This is a genomic window from Paraliobacillus sp. X-1268 (assembly GCF_003426095.1).
GTDB lineage: Bacteria > Bacillota > Bacilli > Bacillales > Amphibacillaceae > Paraliobacillus_A > Paraliobacillus_A zengyii.
In genome coordinates this window covers 52401-68187 of sequence record NZ_QJSK01000013.1, presented here as the reverse complement: position 1 = coordinate 68187, position 15787 = coordinate 52401, and the positions used below count along the sequence as shown (strand labels likewise).

Genomic DNA, 15787 nt, shown 5'->3' with positions numbered 1-15787 from the left:
AAGCCCATTTGACAGGCCTATACGTTGTTTATATAATACAACAGCGGGAACGAAGGAGGCAAATGAGCATGAAGAATCTTTTAAATTTATTGCCAGCATTTCGATCGAAATTGGTAATCCCTGTTATATCAGTAATAGCATTATTCCTATTTGTAGGTTTTGTATCATTTGAAGCAACTAAGGTAGAAGTTAATGTTACACAAAATGGTGAAACAACAACAGTTGAGACACATGCTGAAACTGTAGCAGACCTAATAGATGAACTAGAACTAAATGTGGGAGAACACGACTTACTTTCGCATAAAACAGACGAACTTATAACAGCTAATATGGATATTCAATATAAACAAGCAAAAAACCTCGTATTAACAATTGATGAGGAAGAAGAGGTTTACTACACAACGCAGGATACAGTAGCTTCGTTTTTAGAAGAAGCGGAAGTAGAAGTTGGCGATCATGATGTGCTATCAGTAGATCCTTCGGCTGCAATTGAAAATGACTTGGAAATTGAACTTAATAAAGCAATGCAGGTAACCATTAATGATGGTGGAGAAGAAAAACAAGTTTGGACTACAGAAGAGACTATATCTGACTTGCTAGCTGATCAATCCATTGAATTAAATGAGTTAGACCGTGTAGAACCGGAAGAAACAAAAGATGTCACAGCTGATTCAGCTGTAACAATAACCCGCGTAGAAAAAGTAACGGATATAGTGGAAGAAACGATAGACTATTCTACTGTAACGAAAAGCGATAACTCTTTAACAAAAGGCAAAGAAGAAGTTGTAACTGCTGGAGAAGAAGGTTTAGTTGAAAAGAAATATGAGGTTACCCTAGAAAATGGGGAAGAAGTAGAGAGAGAACTTATTAATGAAGAAATTAAAAAAGAAAGTGAAAAACGTGTTGTCGCAGTTGGAACAAAAGAAGAAGTTGCAACAACTGTAGCAAGCACTGCGACTGAAACGGTTTCTCGTGGAGATAGCAGTAGTAAAACACTTTACATGAAGGCAACAGCATATACAGCGAATTGCAACGGATGTTCAGGTATAACAAGCACTGGCATTGATTTAAAAAGCAACCCAAACGCAAAAGTTATTGCAGTTGATTCAAGTGTTATTCCTTTAGGAACGAAAGTATGGGTTGAAGGATATGGTAATGCTGTCGCTGGTGATACAGGTGGCGCTATAAGTGGAAATAAGATAGATGTACATGTATCTTCAAATAGCGAAGCGCTGAGCTTTGGTGTTAGAAATGTTAAAGTTAAAATTTTAGACTAATTAAAAATAAAGACGCCTTTACCCACTGTGGTGAGGGTGTTTTTTTGTTTCTTAGATATGGCTAGTCTTTCATTTTTGGGTTGAAGACTCTATAATGAAAAAGATAAATGCATACATGAACGGTATGGAGGAAATAAAAGTGCAAATTAAAGAAGTTATTGTAGTAGAGGGAAAAGACGATACAGCAAAAGTAAAACAAGCTGTAGATGCAGATACGATTGAAACAAACGGCTCCGCTGTCAATGATCGAATTATAGAACAAATTATGCATGCGCAACAAAAACGTGGGGTAATCATTTTCACAGATCCAGATTATCCAGGACAGCGTATTCGCCACATTGTTTCGAATGCAGTGCCGGGTTGTAAACATGCATTTTTAACAAAAACAGAGGCACGAGCAAAAAGAAATAAGGGAATTGGAATTGAACATGCAAAGATTGAAACAATAAAAGAGGCATTAGCTGCTGTTTATCAATTGGATGATACATATGTTAGTGAGATTAGTCGAGAAGATTTACTTGCTTTTGGTTTGATAGGTGGTCGACATGCCAAAGAACGGAGAGAAAAATTAACAGAACAACTCCGAATGGGTTATGCTAACGGAAAACAGCTAATTAAACGATTACAGATGTTTAGAATTACAAGAGAGACCTTTGAAGAAACAATGGTTACTATATTGCAGGAGGAACAAGATGAATAAACATAAGGCAATCGCCACACCAACAAAAACAAAAGAAATATTAAATAAATATGGTTTCTCATTCAAAAAAAGTTTAGGGCAAAACTTTATTATTGATGTAAATATTTTAACAAAAATTTTAGAAAAAGCAGAAGTGACAAAAGAAGTTGGTGTAATTGAAATCGGGCCGGGTATGGGTGCGTTGACCGAACAAATTGCGATTCACGCAAAGCAAGTAGTGGCATTTGAGATTGATCAACGCTTAGCGCCTATTCTAGAAGAAACACTTATGGAATATGATAATGTTTCTATCGTTTATCAAGACGTATTAGAAGCGGATGTGGCAAGTATCATATTAGAACATTTTGAGGTGGGTCAAAAGGTCAAACTAGTAGCGAATTTGCCCTACTACGTAACGACACCAATATTAATGAAGTTGCTAATGGCTCGGTTGCCGTTAGCAAGTATAACGGTAATGATTCAAAAGGAAGTAGCAGATCGAATGGCTGCTACACCTAACACGAAAAGTTACGGTTCATTGTCGATTGCTGTGCAATACTACACAGAAGCGTCCGTCGTATTACATGTTCCAAAGACTGTTTTTATGCCACAACCTAATGTTGACTCTGCTGTCCTTCATTTAGAAATACGCGATAAACCGCTTGTAGAAGTAAATGATGAGGATTTTTTCTTTGACTTAGTTAGAGCATGTTTTGGACAACGCCGAAAAACATTAAGGAACAATTTAGTACGCCATTTTACAGATGAATATACGAAAGAAGCACTTGAAATAAAACTTCAAGAGGCGAATATTGATGGAACAAGACGCGGAGAATCTTTATCGATTCAAGAATTTGCTGATTTAGCAAATGTATTTTCAGGCTAAGATGGGTTCGGTTTATCGTTTCATCCGCACAACTTTTCACCTCGACACATAGGTTATGTTATAAGATTTTTCGACTGTGAATATGAGGTGGAAAGCGAATGTCTTTTATGGTTGGTGAGTTAGTCACAAGAGAGTCCTATCAGCATGATATATTGTTTCGGATAAGTTCCGTTTCAAATCAATCAGCAGTGTTACATGGTGAAGATATCCGTTTAGAGGCAGATGCACTACTGGAAGATTTAGAAAAAGTACCAGAACGAGATATCGAAAAAATTAAAATAAAAGGTAAAGAAAAAGAGGACTATTCTTTTCGTTTATTTCGTCAAGATTATCAATTAATGAAAGAAAAGCGTACCTATGAGTCAACGAGTGGTTATCAGCAAGATTCAAATTTTTTTCAATTACCAGCACGTGTCTTGCATTTAGATGGTGACCGTCTTTACTTAAAGAAGTGTATTGACTTATATCAACGGATGGGTTTACAAGTACATGGTTTGTATGTAGATGAAAAAGAAATGCCAAATGAAATTGGGCGTTTAGTTAAAAAGATTCAACCAGATATGATTGTTATTACTGGGCATGATGCCTTTTCTAGGAACAAAGGTGAGAAAAATGATATTCGAGCATACCGACACTCACAATATTTCGTTGATACAGTTAGAGAAGCGCGAGCAATAGTCCCTAATGTTGATCAGCTAGTTATTTTTGCAGGTGCATGTCAATCACACTTTGAGTCATTAATTAGAGCTGGAGCTAACTTTGCCAGTTCTCCATCTAGGATAAACATACATGCGCTAGACCCGGTTTATATAACGGCTAAAGTTGCTTACACGTCATTTATGGATAAGGTTAGTGTCTATGAAGCATTACGTAATACGCTAACAGGAGAAAAAGGTTTAGGTGGAATTGAAACAAAGGGTTTACTTCGAACTGGTATGCCGTATGTGAAAGAAGACTTAACAAGTGATTAGAAGAATATCAAAGGAAATGGCTGAAAAACGCTATTTCTTTTTTTGTACACATAATTTTACAGGTTTGTGAGAGAATAATAAATAATTAGCCGCGAACGAAACATTTTGTTGACAAACAAATATGTATATTGTTATAATTAATCCTTTTGTTGACGGTAATACAAGCTTGTGGTATACTAATCTTAGTGAGGTGGAGTATATTGGCGAAAACATTAGTCGAAATAAAACGAGGTCTTGATGGTCAAATTGGTAAACGTTTAAGGTTAACGGCCAATGGTGGAAGAAGAAAGACAGTAGAACGTTATGGTACACTAGAAGAAACATATCCAGCAGTCTTTATTGTGGCTTTGGATCAAGAAGAAAATGCTTTTGAACGTGTTTCTTATAGTTATGCAGATGTTTTGACAGAAACAGTAGAGCTAAACTTCATCGAAGGCAGGACTGCACTAGCAGTTGGAGAACAGTAGACTTTGTTTACTGTTTTTTTGTGTTTTAATTTCCAATAAAACAAATAATTACTAAGGTTTATTTAATTGTTATTGCTCACACTATAAATGCAACCTATTTCATAAAAAGAAAGGAGCGATCTCTCTCCGATGAGCAGACGTAAAGGAATTATGTCCAATCAATTAAAAGAAGAGATTGCAAAAGAATTAGGTTTTTATGAAACAGTTCAAAAAGAAGGTTGGGGCGGTATCCGTGCTCGTGATGCAGGTAATATGGTAAAGCGAGCAGTGGAAATGGCCGAAGAACAATTAATACGAGACAAATCCAATTAGTTGGGTTTGTCTCTTTTTTAAATATATAGTATGTTATCATTGGATAAAGTACGTAAGAGTGCGTAAAACGTGATTATGTAAAGAAGAATGAAGTGGGTGAATGGGATGTATGTTTTAGAGAAGGCGCCAGCTAAAATTAACTTATCGCTGGATGTGTTACATAAACGTCCAGATAATTATCATGAGATTGAAATGGTAATGACAACAGTTGATCTGGCTGACCGAATTGAATTAACTAGCATTGATACGGATAAAATTGTAATGGGTTCAGAAAGTCGATTTATACCAAACGACGAACGAAACCTTGCTTATCGTGCGGCAAAGTTGATTAAAGATAAATACCATATAAATAAAGGTGTACATATAACGGTTGAAAAGTTTATTCCTGTAGCTTCGGGTTTAGCTGGTGGTAGTAGTGATGCAGCGGCTACACTCCGTGGATTAAATCGACTTTGGTCGCTTAATATCCCAACTGCTGAATTGGCGGAGATAGGCTCTGAAATAGGTTCGGATGTTTCATTTTGTGTATATAATTCAACTGCTGTGGTAAGAGGGAGAGGCGAAAAAATCACAGAGTTACCATCGCCTCCAACTTGTTGGGTGGTGCTTGCCAAACCGATGATAGGTGTTTCAACGCCAAGTATCTATCAGCATTTGGAATTAGATAACATTAAACACCCCGATACAGAGGGGATGATAGATGCGATCAAATCAAATGACTATATAAAAATGACGAATAAATTAGGGAATGTATTGGAAGGAGTTACGCTTCCTTTATATCCTGAAGTACAACAAATAAAAAATAAAATGATTAGTTCGGGTGCAGATGCAGTTCTAATGAGTGGGAGTGGTCCAACAATGTTTTCACTTGTTGCACAAGAAAGCCGAGCATATCGAATTTATAATAGTTTACGTGGTTTTTGTGAAGAAGTGTTTGTAGTACAAATGTTAGGGTGAAAACAAGGACTTGATTAAACACGTATAAAATGATATATTTAATTAAAAATATTCGGGTTTTGAGGTGTGAAAATGAAAAGAAGCGATCGGTTGATAGGAATGACACATTATGTTTTGGAACATCCAATGCAATTGATTTCGTTGCCATATTTCTCAGATAAATATTTAGCAGCAAAATCATCTATAAGTGAAGATTTGGCTATCATGAATAATATGTTTCAAAAAGAAGGAATTGGTTATCTAGAATCAGTTTCTGGAGCTGCTGGTGGCGTTCGTTATATTCCGCAGTATGCCCACCAAAAGAGTGAGGATTTTATTGAAAAGTTATGTCGTCGTTTAGAGGATCCCGAACGACTATTGCCAGGTGGTTATTTGTTTATGAGCGATATTTTAGGTGAACCTGAGACAATAAGAGAAATAGGAAGGCTTTTTGCAACGGAATTTTCCTCACTAGGAATTGAAGCAATTGTTACTGTAGCAACAAAAGGAATTCCTTTAGCTTATGCAGTAGCTTCTTTCTTAAATGTTCCGGTTGTAATTGTAAGACGCGACCCGAAAATTACTGAGGGTTCTACCGTTAGCATTAACTATGTTTCTGGATCGACAAGAAAGATTCAAACAATGGTTCTAACAAAGCGTAGTTTAAAACAGGGTACAACAGTTTGTATCATTGATGATTTTATGAAAGCTGGCGGTACAATTGATGGTATGAAAAATTTATTAAAGGAATTTAATGCCAATGTAGCTGCAATCGGTGTGTTAGCGGAGGCTGAAGATGAGGAAGAGGAACGCGTAGTAGAAGAATATACGTCACTTGTACAAATAGCTAACGTTGATGTGCGAAATAAGCATGTTGAACTACGTAAAGGTAACTATTTTGCTCACTAGTAACATCTGTACGTAGAATCCTTAAAGCGTTATCATATTAGATTCTATAGGTATTTATGACATCTTTTTGGCTTATTTTTGTCAAGTTAAACAAAAAACATAATTTAAACAAATAATTTTTAAATATAAGCAGGATTTCCTGCTTTTTTGTTGAATCTATGGTAATAAGTTCAAATTGGGAAAAGGTGGTGAACATAATGGAAGTAACAGACGTTAGATTACGCCGCGTGAATACCGAAGGAAGAATGCGAGCAATTGCTTCTATTACATTAGATCAGGAGTTTGTCGTGCATGATATTCGTGTAATTGATGGCAACAACGGTTTATTTGTAGCTATGCCTTCTAAAAGGACTCCAGACGGAGAGTTCAGAGATATTGCGCACCCTATTAATTCTAATACACGTGCTAAGATACAGGATGCTGTATTAGAAGAGTATCATCAGGCTGGAGAAATAGATGAAGTAGAGTATGAGGAAGCAGGAGCAGGAGCTTCTTAAATTGTTTCATCTGAATGACAGTAAGAGTCTAATCTAAAAAGATTAGGCTTTTTTGTTTATAGAACATATAAAGAATAGAAAGAAGTCTCGATAGATTTACCTCGTATTTTAATAATTACAAGGTTTTAAAAATAATAAAGTATGTAGAACGTTAAGTTAATTAAGTAAGGTATGAGATATTGTAGTATACTGTTGAAATGGTCGCTGTTTTAAGATATATTCGATAATGGATATCTAAAGATGTTTTGAATACGTAGATAAACTGTTATACTTATCTCTAGGTTATAAAATAAAAATATTATTGAAATAGATACATATTGAATGGAGGAAAACTTCATGACGAATAAATATGCTGTTGTGCTTGCTGCAGGACAAGGTACTCGAATGAAATCAAAGTTATATAAAGTATTACATCCTGTAATGGGACGCCCGATGGTGCAACACGTAATTGATCAATTACAAGCAGTGCAACTTAATAAAATTATTACGATTGTAGGTTTTGGAGCAGAAAAAGTGAAAGAACAACTCGGTTCTGATTCAGAATTTGTAATTCAGAAAGAACAATTAGGAACAGGCCATGCAGTAAGACAGGCTGAACCAATACTTCTAAATGAAGAAGGTGTTACACTCGTGATTTGTGGTGATACACCATTGCTAAGCAAAGAAACAATACAGGCGTTATTTGATCACCACGAACAATCAGAAGCTAGAGCCACTGTTCTTACAACTTCTATAACGGACCCTAGTGGTTATGGTCGTGTTATTAGAGATGATAACAATAATGTTGCAAAAATTGTCGAGCATAAGGATGCAACGGCGGAACAATTAGCTGTAAATGAAATTAATACAGGAACTTATTGTTTTGATAACCAAACATTATTTCAAGCACTAAAGAAAGTATCAAACGATAATGTACAAGGAGAATATTATTTACCTGATGTGATGGAGATTATAAAGAATGATGGTCAAAAAATTTCAGCATACCAAACAGAAGATGCTGAGGAAACTATCGGAGTTAACGATCGCATTGCATTAGCAAAAGCAGAAAAATTAATGAAGAACCGAATAAATAACAACCATATGAAAAATGGTGTTACTATTATTGATCCTGATCATACATATATAGAGCCAAAAGTCACTATTGCAAGTGATGTGGTGATTGAACCAGGTTGTGTTCTCCGTGGTGATACATCTATTGCTACTGATTGTGTTATTGGACCAAATAGTGAGATTAATAATTGTGATATAGGGGAAAATACTACCATAAAACAAAGCGTTGCCCAAGATAGTCAGATAGGAAAAGACGTTCAAATTGGACCATATGCTCATATTCGTCCGGAAGCAGAAATAGGCGATGAAGTGAAAATCGGTAATTTTGTCGAGATTAAAAAATCACGTATTGACTCAAAGAGTAAAGTATCCCATTTAAGTTATATAGGTGATGCAGAAATAGGTGAAAATGTAAACGTTGGTTGTGGAACGATTACAGTTAACTATGATGGGAAAAATAAACATCTTACAAAAATTGAAGATGATGCCTTTATTGGTTGTAATTCAAATTTAATTGCCCCGGTTACGATTGGAAAAGGTTCTTATGTAGCAGCGGGTTCAACAATTAGCAAGAATGTCCCGACAAATGCGCTATCAATAGCCCGATCAAAACAAGAAAATAAAATAGATTATGCTGAAAAGATAAAAAATAAACTTAAATAGGTTAAATGGAGGTTCGACTAAATGTCAACGGAATATAAAGATTCTTTTTTGAAAGTCTTTACGCTAAATTCTAATCCTACTCTAGCTGAGGAGATAGCCGAGCAAATAGGCGTTACATTGGGTGAGTGTTCCGTCACTTCCTTTAGTGATGGAGAAATTCAAATTAATATAGAAGAAAGTGTGCGTGGCTGTGATGTATATGTTGTACAATCAACTAGTGGCCCTGTGAATCAGCATATAATGGAATTACTTATCATGATTGATGCGTTAAAACGCGCATCAGCAAAAACAATTAACATCGTCATGCCTTACTATGGCTATGCAAGACAAGATAGAAAGGCGCGAGCAAGAGAGCCGATTACTGCGAAATTAGTAGCAGACTTATTACAAGTAGCTGGTGCATCACGTGTTATCTCATTAGATTTACATGCACCACAAATTCAAGGATTCTTCAACATTCCGGTTGACCAACTAGTAGGTGTACCAATTTTATCAGATTATTGGTCTGAAAAAGGTTTAGAGGATGTCGTAGTTGTCTCTCCAGACCATGGTGGTGTGACTAGAGCAAGACAGTTAGCAGATCGATTAAAGGCTCCTATTGCAATCATTGATAAGCGACGACCTCGTCCAAATGTAGCAGAAGTGATGAACATTGTTGGTAATGTGCAAGGGAAGACAGCCATTTTGATTGATGATATTATCGATACAGCAGGTACAATTACATTAGCGGCAGATGCTCTAATTGAAAGTGGAGCAAAAGAAGTGTATGCTTGTTGTACACACCCAGTTTTATCAGGTCCCGCAATGGATAGGATTGGTAATTCATCTATTAAAGAATTGGTCGTAACGAATTCTATTGCGTTACCTAAAGAAAAACAAACAGAGAAAGTTATTACATTATCAGTAGCGCCGTTGATTAGCGAAGCTATCATTCGTGTACACGAGCAATTATCAGTAAGTGTATTATTTGATTAACTATTTATGTTTAACATTTTTATAATAGGGAAATACAAGAGATACTAGGTAGATAAATATTAAAGTAGTGAAAATTATTGGAGGTCGAGAAACGTGTCAGTAAAACTTAAAGCAAATAGTAGAAAAGATTTAAAAAATTCAAGTACAAAGCAAATAAGAAGTGAAGGATTTATCCCAGCAGTTCTTTATGGTAATGATAAAGAGCCAAAAACGATTTCTGTTAACAGCATTCAATTGTTGAAAACAGTACGTGATGAGGGTAAAAACGCAATTATTTCATTGGATGTAGAAGGCGAAGTAGTGGATGTAATGCTACATGATTATCAGGTTGAACCAATTAAAGATCAATTAATTCATGCAGACTTCTATATTGTTAACATGTCACAAGAAATGGATGTATTAGTTCCAATTCACTTAGATGGCGAAGCGCAAGGTACGAAAGATGGCGGTGTTTTACAACAACCATTATATGAATTATCAGTTCGTGCAAAACCGGCTGATATTCCTGAAGAAATAAAGGTTGATGTATCTGCATTAGAGATTGGTGATAGTATTATGGTCTCAGATCTAAAAGAAGGTAAAAACTTTGAAATCTTAGAAGATGAAAATGCAACAATCGTAACTGTTTCTGTTCCTGATGAAGAACCAGAAGAAGTAACAGAAGAAGAAGATGCAGAGCCAGAAGTTATTAATGAAAAAGCAGCAGAAGAAGAATAATAACAACGAAAAATAGTTAAATAAAAAAGCTTGGGCTTGATTAGCCCAAGCTTTTCCGCTATGTATTAAATCAAATTAGTATACTTATAAACTCAACTGTTTCAAATAAGCACTAATCATTGACTGTGTTATGTTTGGGCTATATCTGATCTTTTCCTTAACAGTAATGAAAAAGGCCTGCTTTCTAACATGTACGCTTGATAGAGGTTAAAATTAATATATTAGCTGCTTGTCACAGATTTTTATTATGCTTATTACAACAGGGGCTCACTTTGTGCTGATTGATTGTAGCGTAAGGCAGTCGACTCCTGCGGGAAAAGCAAGATCTGAAGATCCACTTCGTAAAGCGATTTTTCTTTACGAAGTTAGCCTGAAGACTTGCCCGCGGAAAGCGACTGCCTGTAGCGGAAATCAACATGGCAGTTACGACAGAGTCTATGGTATTTCAAATAAAATTGACGAGACTCCAGTAGGAACAGCAAATGTTTTCGATGGGATGAGTAATCGCAATCCCACGGGCTGAAGATCCACTCGGAAGCGTTATTTGCTTCCGAGTTAGCTGAAGCCGTGCCTACGGAAAGGGAGTCAATTTTATTTGAGAAGCTGGTGATAAACTCTAGCTACGACGGGGTTTCTCTCAAGTTCGTCAGATAAAAATGCAGATGATTTTAATAGAAGTATGAAGGAAACTTCAATTTTGGATTGTAATACTTCCTTTTTAAACCAATGATTAAGTGCCTGTTGTACACTTTACACTGTGAAAGTTGAGTTATAAAGTAAATAGTAAGAGAAAGACGTGAACGCTATGAAATGTATTGTTGGATTAGGAAATCCAGGTATGAAATATAAAAATACGCGACACAATATTGGGTTTATGGTTATGGATGAACTAGCGAGACGCAATAAGTGGGAAATTAATAAAAAAAAATTTAATGGTGATTATACAATTGAAATGGTTAATCAAGAAAAAATAATTTTATTGAAGCCGCAAACTTTTATGAATTTATCTGGTGAATCATTACGCCCGTTAATGGAATTTTATGAATTAGAAGCTGAGGATGTTCTTGTCGTATATGATGATTTAGACTTACCAACTGGTAAAATACGTTTACGACAAAAAGGTGGTCATGGTGGACATAATGGTATAAGATCAATAATTGATCAATTGGGTACGAAAGATTTTAACCGATTACGTATCGGGATTGATCGTCCAATAACTAACATGTCTGTAGTTGATCATGTTCTTGGGAAATTTGATAAGTCACAACTAGTATTAGTAAATGATAGTATTGAAAAGGCAGTAGAAGCCTCAGAATCTTGGATGCAAAAGTCTTTTCAAGAAGTCATGAATGATTTTAATCAATAGACATATAATAGAGAACAGTAAATGATGTATAAAGATACCTCCAGTGGACAGACTAATAAAAGGGAAAATGCGCTGTTGGAGGTTAAATGCATGACAATAAATTATAAATGCAAACATTGTAGCCAAGTGCTAGGAACTTTAGAAGAACAAATGGTAGACACAAATACTTTGGGTTGGCAACATTTATCATTACAAGAAAAGAAAGAAATGATCCATTATCAATCAAATGGTGATATTGAAATCCATGCGATATGTGAGGATTGTCAGGAAACATTAGAACATAACCCTGAATATCACGCGTTAGATTATTTTATTCAATAAGAATTTTGGTGTAATGGAGTTTTTGATGAAAAAACAGTCGATAAAAAATGGTAGAAAAGCGAAAATGGCTTTGGTTTGTTAACCAAGGCATTTTTGTACGTTATAGATGGATTGGAAAGCATACACTGTATCGCATCGTTTTAGGGGGAAACATTATGCAAGGAATAAAAGAGTATTTAAATAGCTATGATGATTTTAATTCGGTTATTGACGGCGTAAAAGTTGGTCTAAGTGAGCAACTTGTTAGTGGTTTATCTGGTTCAGCACGTAGTACGTTAGTTGCTATGTTACAAACCGCAGTTGATAAGCCGGTTTTACTAGTAACACATCAATTAACTCAAGCACAGCAGCTCTATGATGATTTAATTGAATTATCAGATCAAGACAATGTATATCTTTATCCAGTAAATGAATTAGTAGCATCCGAAATCGCTATAGCAAGTCCAGAAATGCGAAGTCAACGAATTACCGCTCTAACAAAGTGGTCTCAAGCGAAAAATGGCGTATTAGTTGCACCTGTTTCGGCTTTAAAAAGAGTATTGCCACCAAAACATTATTGGGATACCTATCAATTAAGTTTTGAGATTGGAAAGGAGATCCCAATTAAACAGTATATGACATCATTACTGGAAATGGGCTACGATCGAGTCGACATGGTATCTAGTCCTGGTGAATACAGTATGCGCGGTGGGATTATTGATATGTATCCGATTACAGAGTCAAATCCAATACGGGTCGAGCTATTTGATGAGGAAGTGGATTCAATTCGTTTTTTTGATGCCGCATCCCAGCGTTCATTAGAGAAATTAGATCATATGACAATAACTCCTGTTACGGAGCTTCTTTTAACGAATAAGGATATACAACTAGGTGCAAATCGATTAGAAGCAGAATTAGCTGCATCGTTAAAAAAATTAAAAGACTCTGGTGCAAAAGAAGTGTTGTCAGAAACAATTAGTCACGATATTGATCGAATGAAAGAGCTAGAACGTTTTCAAGAAATGTATAAGTATGGTGGTTTTTTCTATGAGACTCCTGCTAGTTTACTAGACTATTTACCAAAAGACGGTTGTATTGTTTTAGAAGAGATGAGTCGTATACAAGAAACCGCTATACATCTAGACGAAGAAGAAGCCCAATGGCATAACTCGCTGTTGGAAGTTAATAAAATGGTACGTGCTTTATTTATCTCTTATGATTGGCATACAGTTTGGCAAAAAATGACACACCCGAAAATTTATTTATCGGTATTTCTTCGTCATGTTCCAAACACAACACCACAAAATATTGTCAATCTTTCTTGTCGTGTCATGCAAGAGTTTCATGGACAAATGAATTTATTGCAAAATGAAATGGATCGTTGGAAGAAAGGCGATTATTCCATTATTGTTTTAGTTCCAGACGCCCAAAGAGCTGAAAAGGTTCAGTCCATATTACGGGATTATGATATGGAAGCTGTTCTTGCTGACCAATCCATTTCGTTACCTACACAGAATATCACCATTATGATTGGTGGGCTTAATGGAGGCTTTGAGTTACCGCTACATAAGTTGGCGATCTTAACAGAAAATGAATTATTCAAAAAAAATACGATACGTCCTAAAAGGAAACAAAAACAAAACATTTCAAATGCAGAACGAATTAAAAATTACCAAGAATTGAAAATTGGTGATTATGTTGTTCATGTTCATCACGGAATAGGTCGCTTTGTTGGTATTGAAACACTTGTTGTAAATGAAGTTCATAAAGATTATATGCTATTAAAATATTCTGGTGATGACAAGTTATTTGTACCAATTGACCAGATTGACTTAGTACAAAAATATGTAGGATCAGAAGGAAAAGAACCAAAACTTTATAAGCTTGGTGGAACGGAATGGAAGAAAGTAAAAAGTAAAGTTCAATCTACAGTTGAAGATATTGCAGATGATTTAATTGAATTGTATGCAGAACGTGAGGCCGCAAAAGGATATGCCTTTGCAGAGGATACCGCTATGCAACGTGAGTTTGAAGATGTCTTTCCTTATCAAGAAACAGAGGATCAACTACGGTGTATCGAAGAAATCAAACAAGATATGCAACGTATTCAACCAATGGATCGTTTGCTTTGTGGTGATGTAGGGTATGGTAAAACAGAAGTAGCGATTCGTGCAGCTTTTAAAGCGATCACAGAAGGCAAACAGGTCGCTATTTTAGTTCCAACTACGATATTAGCTCAACAGCACTATGAGACGGTTACGGAACGTTTTCAAGATTATCCAATTAACATTGGCTTGTTAAGTCGTTTTCGTACCCGAAAAGAGCAAAAGGCTACACTAGAAGGTATGGAAAAGGGTCTTGTTGACCTAGTGATTGGTACACATCGTTTGTTATCTAAGGATGTTATTTACAAAGATATTGGTTTATTGGTTGTTGATGAAGAACAACGATTTGGTGTGAAGCATAAAGAAAAGATTAAACAATTAAAAACAAATATTGATGTGTTAACTTTAACAGCAACACCAATACCAAGAACATTGCATATGTCTATGCTAGGAGTCAGAGACTTATCTGTAATTGAGACACCTCCAGCAAATCGTTTTCCGATTCAGACCTATGTATTGGAGTATAATCCTGTTTTTCTAAGAGAAGCAATAGAACGTGAAATGGGACGTGGTGGACAAGTATTCTTCTTATACAATCGTGTTGAAAACATTGAAAGAATGGCACAACAGATTAGTTCATTAGTCGGTGATGCTAGAGTAGCCGTAGCTCATGGCCAAATGAATGAGTCAGAGTTAGAGAATATAATGCTAAGTTTTCTAGAAGGTGAGTATGATGTGCTTGTTAGCACTACTATCATTGAAACTGGTGTGGATATACCAAATGTAAACACATTAATTGTGTATGATGCTGATCGTATGGGACTAAGTCAACTTTATCAGTTAAGAGGACGTGTAGGACGTAGTAATCGTATTGCATATGCTTACTTCACTTACCAAAAGGATAAGGTATTAACCGAAGTTGCGGAAAAACGATTACAGTCAATTAAAGAATTTACTGAACTTGGATCAGGTTTTAAAATTGCAATGCGTGATCTATCAATTCGAGGAGCTGGTAATATTCTAGGTGCCCAACAACATGGATTTATTGATTCAGTAGGTTTTGATATGTATTCACAAATGCTAAAAGAAGCCATTGATAAGCGGAAAGTTGACTTGACAGATGAAGTGGAAGTTGTACCATTCGAACCTGAAATGAAGCTTACGATAGATGCTTATATTCCAGATACGTATATCCCAGATGGTAAACAAAAAATCGATATGTATAAACGTTTTCAAGCGATTACTACGTTGGAAGATGTAGAAGATGTTCGTGAAGAATTAACCGATCGTTTTGGCGATTATCCATTAGAAGTTGCAAATCTAATTGATGTTACAACTTTGAAAGTGGAAGCGAAAAAGAATAGCGTAGAATCGATTAAAGAGAAGAAGAAACAAATTGAAATAATAGTAGATCAACAAAAAAGCCAAGAGATTGATGGAGAAAAATTATTTGAATATACCACGCAGTTTGGACGCGATATGCAACTTGGTACAGATAATCTAAATTTGAAAATTAGTTTTACATTAACAGAAAAAGTGTATCCCAAGCGCTATGAACACGTGTTAGCTTTTATCAAAGCTTTAGGAGCAATGCAACGAGATGTTATTAAAAAGGATGTATAGTTCTTTTAACAAGCAACCATACTAAATATTACAACGGGTTATTTCTGTTTCTAT

15 protein-coding genes are annotated in these 15787 nt (G+C 35.6%); all 15 read left to right on the top strand.

Features of this window, described 5'->3' with window-relative positions:
* The first annotated feature begins 68 nt into the window (after positions 1 to 68).
* The 15 genes from D2K62_RS13425 to mfd all read left to right on the top strand — a co-directional run bounded on the left by D2K62_RS13425 (position 69) and on the right by mfd (position 15733).
* The gene (locus tag D2K62_RS13425; RefSeq protein WP_117149428.1) at positions 69 to 1277 is read left to right on the top strand and encodes a resuscitation-promoting factor; all 1209 of its coding nucleotides are present in this window, start codon (positions 69 to 71) and stop codon (positions 1275 to 1277) included.
* A 94-nt stretch (positions 1278 to 1371) separates the two neighbouring features.
* Entirely contained in the window at positions 1372 to 1977 is a 606-nt protein-coding gene (rnmV, locus tag D2K62_RS13420; protein WP_369974652.1) for a ribonuclease M5, read from the top strand.
* Complete coding sequence (gene rsmA, locus D2K62_RS13415) at positions 1970 to 2842, top strand: 16S rRNA (adenine(1518)-N(6)/adenine(1519)-N(6))-dimethyltransferase RsmA (RefSeq protein WP_117161604.1); 873 nt, start codon at positions 1970 to 1972, stop codon at positions 2840 to 2842. Before rnmV ends, rsmA begins: the two co-directional genes overlap by 8 nt.
* 98 nt (positions 2843 to 2940) lie before the next feature.
* Entirely contained in the window at positions 2941 to 3813 is an 873-nt protein-coding gene (gene yabG, locus D2K62_RS13410; RefSeq protein ID WP_117161603.1) for a sporulation peptidase YabG, read from the top strand.
* 200 nt (positions 3814 to 4013) lie between these two features.
* Positions 4014 to 4280, top strand: a complete 267-nt coding sequence (gene veg / locus D2K62_RS13405) for a biofilm formation stimulator Veg (RefSeq protein ID WP_112179115.1) — start codon at positions 4014 to 4016, stop codon at positions 4278 to 4280.
* A 129-nt stretch (positions 4281 to 4409) separates the two neighbouring features.
* A complete protein-coding gene (locus D2K62_RS13400; protein WP_112179117.1) occupies positions 4410 to 4592 on the top strand; it encodes a small, acid-soluble spore protein, alpha/beta type in 183 nt (60 codons plus the stop codon).
* Between the two features lie 105 nt (positions 4593 to 4697).
* Complete coding sequence (ispE, locus tag D2K62_RS13395; RefSeq protein WP_112179119.1) at positions 4698 to 5549, top strand: 4-(cytidine 5'-diphospho)-2-C-methyl-D-erythritol kinase; 852 nt, start codon at positions 4698 to 4700, stop codon at positions 5547 to 5549.
* 72 nt (positions 5550 to 5621) lie between these two features.
* Positions 5622 to 6437, top strand: coding sequence for a pur operon repressor (gene purR / locus D2K62_RS13390; protein ID WP_112179121.1), 816 nt, complete (start codon positions 5622 to 5624; stop codon positions 6435 to 6437).
* Positions 6438 to 6634: 197 nt separating this feature from the next.
* On the top strand, positions 6635 to 6934 hold the full coding sequence (gene spoVG / locus D2K62_RS13385; RefSeq protein WP_112179123.1) for a septation regulator SpoVG: 300 nt from the start codon (positions 6635 to 6637) through the stop codon (positions 6932 to 6934).
* 336 nt (positions 6935 to 7270) lie between these two features.
* Entirely contained in the window at positions 7271 to 8647 is a 1377-nt protein-coding gene (gene glmU, locus D2K62_RS13380; RefSeq protein ID WP_112179125.1) for a bifunctional UDP-N-acetylglucosamine diphosphorylase/glucosamine-1-phosphate N-acetyltransferase GlmU, read from the top strand.
* 21 nt (positions 8648 to 8668) lie between these two features.
* Positions 8669 to 9622 (top strand): ribose-phosphate diphosphokinase, encoded by a 954-nt coding sequence (locus D2K62_RS13375; protein WP_112179126.1) that lies wholly within the window; start codon positions 8669 to 8671, stop codon positions 9620 to 9622.
* A gap of 93 nt (positions 9623 to 9715) precedes the next feature.
* Positions 9716 to 10339: a 50S ribosomal protein L25/general stress protein Ctc gene (locus tag D2K62_RS13370; RefSeq protein ID WP_112179128.1), complete on the top strand. Its 624-nt coding sequence runs from the start codon at positions 9716 to 9718 to the stop codon at positions 10337 to 10339.
* Positions 10340 to 11144: 805 nt separating this feature from the next.
* Positions 11145 to 11705, top strand: a complete 561-nt coding sequence (pth, locus tag D2K62_RS13360; protein WP_112182602.1) for an aminoacyl-tRNA hydrolase — start codon at positions 11145 to 11147, stop codon at positions 11703 to 11705.
* A 90-nt stretch (positions 11706 to 11795) separates the two neighbouring features.
* Positions 11796 to 12026, top strand: coding sequence for an anti-sigma-F factor Fin (gene fin, locus D2K62_RS13355; RefSeq protein WP_112179132.1), 231 nt, complete (start codon positions 11796 to 11798; stop codon positions 12024 to 12026).
* A 155-nt stretch (positions 12027 to 12181) separates the two neighbouring features.
* Positions 12182 to 15733: a transcription-repair coupling factor gene (gene mfd / locus D2K62_RS13350; protein WP_117149426.1), complete on the top strand. Its 3552-nt coding sequence runs from the start codon at positions 12182 to 12184 to the stop codon at positions 15731 to 15733.
* The last annotated feature ends 54 nt before the right edge of the window (positions 15734 to 15787 follow it).

Coding starts and splice junctions, on each gene's coding strand:
- D2K62_RS13425 (WP_117149428.1), top strand. CDS start 69: ATGAAGAATCTTTTAAATTTATTGCCAGCATTTCGATCGAAATTGGTA.
- rnmV (WP_369974652.1), top strand. CDS start 1,372: ATGAAAAAGATAAATGCATACATGAACGGTATGGAGGAAATAAAAGTG.
- rsmA (WP_117161604.1), top strand. CDS start 1,970: ATGAATAAACATAAGGCAATCGCCACACCAACAAAAACAAAAGAAATA.
- yabG (WP_117161603.1), top strand. CDS start 2,941: ATGTCTTTTATGGTTGGTGAGTTAGTCACAAGAGAGTCCTATCAGCAT.
- D2K62_RS13400 (WP_112179117.1), top strand. CDS start 4,410: ATGAGCAGACGTAAAGGAATTATGTCCAATCAATTAAAAGAAGAGATT.
- ispE (WP_112179119.1), top strand. CDS start 4,698: ATGTATGTTTTAGAGAAGGCGCCAGCTAAAATTAACTTATCGCTGGAT.
- purR (WP_112179121.1), top strand. CDS start 5,622: ATGAAAAGAAGCGATCGGTTGATAGGAATGACACATTATGTTTTGGAA.
- spoVG (WP_112179123.1), top strand. CDS start 6,635: ATGGAAGTAACAGACGTTAGATTACGCCGCGTGAATACCGAAGGAAGA.
- glmU (WP_112179125.1), top strand. CDS start 7,271: ATGACGAATAAATATGCTGTTGTGCTTGCTGCAGGACAAGGTACTCGA.
- D2K62_RS13375 (WP_112179126.1), top strand. CDS start 8,669: ATGTCAACGGAATATAAAGATTCTTTTTTGAAAGTCTTTACGCTAAAT.
- pth (WP_112182602.1), top strand. CDS start 11,145: ATGAAATGTATTGTTGGATTAGGAAATCCAGGTATGAAATATAAAAAT.
- fin (WP_112179132.1), top strand. CDS start 11,796: ATGACAATAAATTATAAATGCAAACATTGTAGCCAAGTGCTAGGAACT.
- mfd (WP_117149426.1), top strand. CDS start 12,182: ATGCAAGGAATAAAAGAGTATTTAAATAGCTATGATGATTTTAATTCG.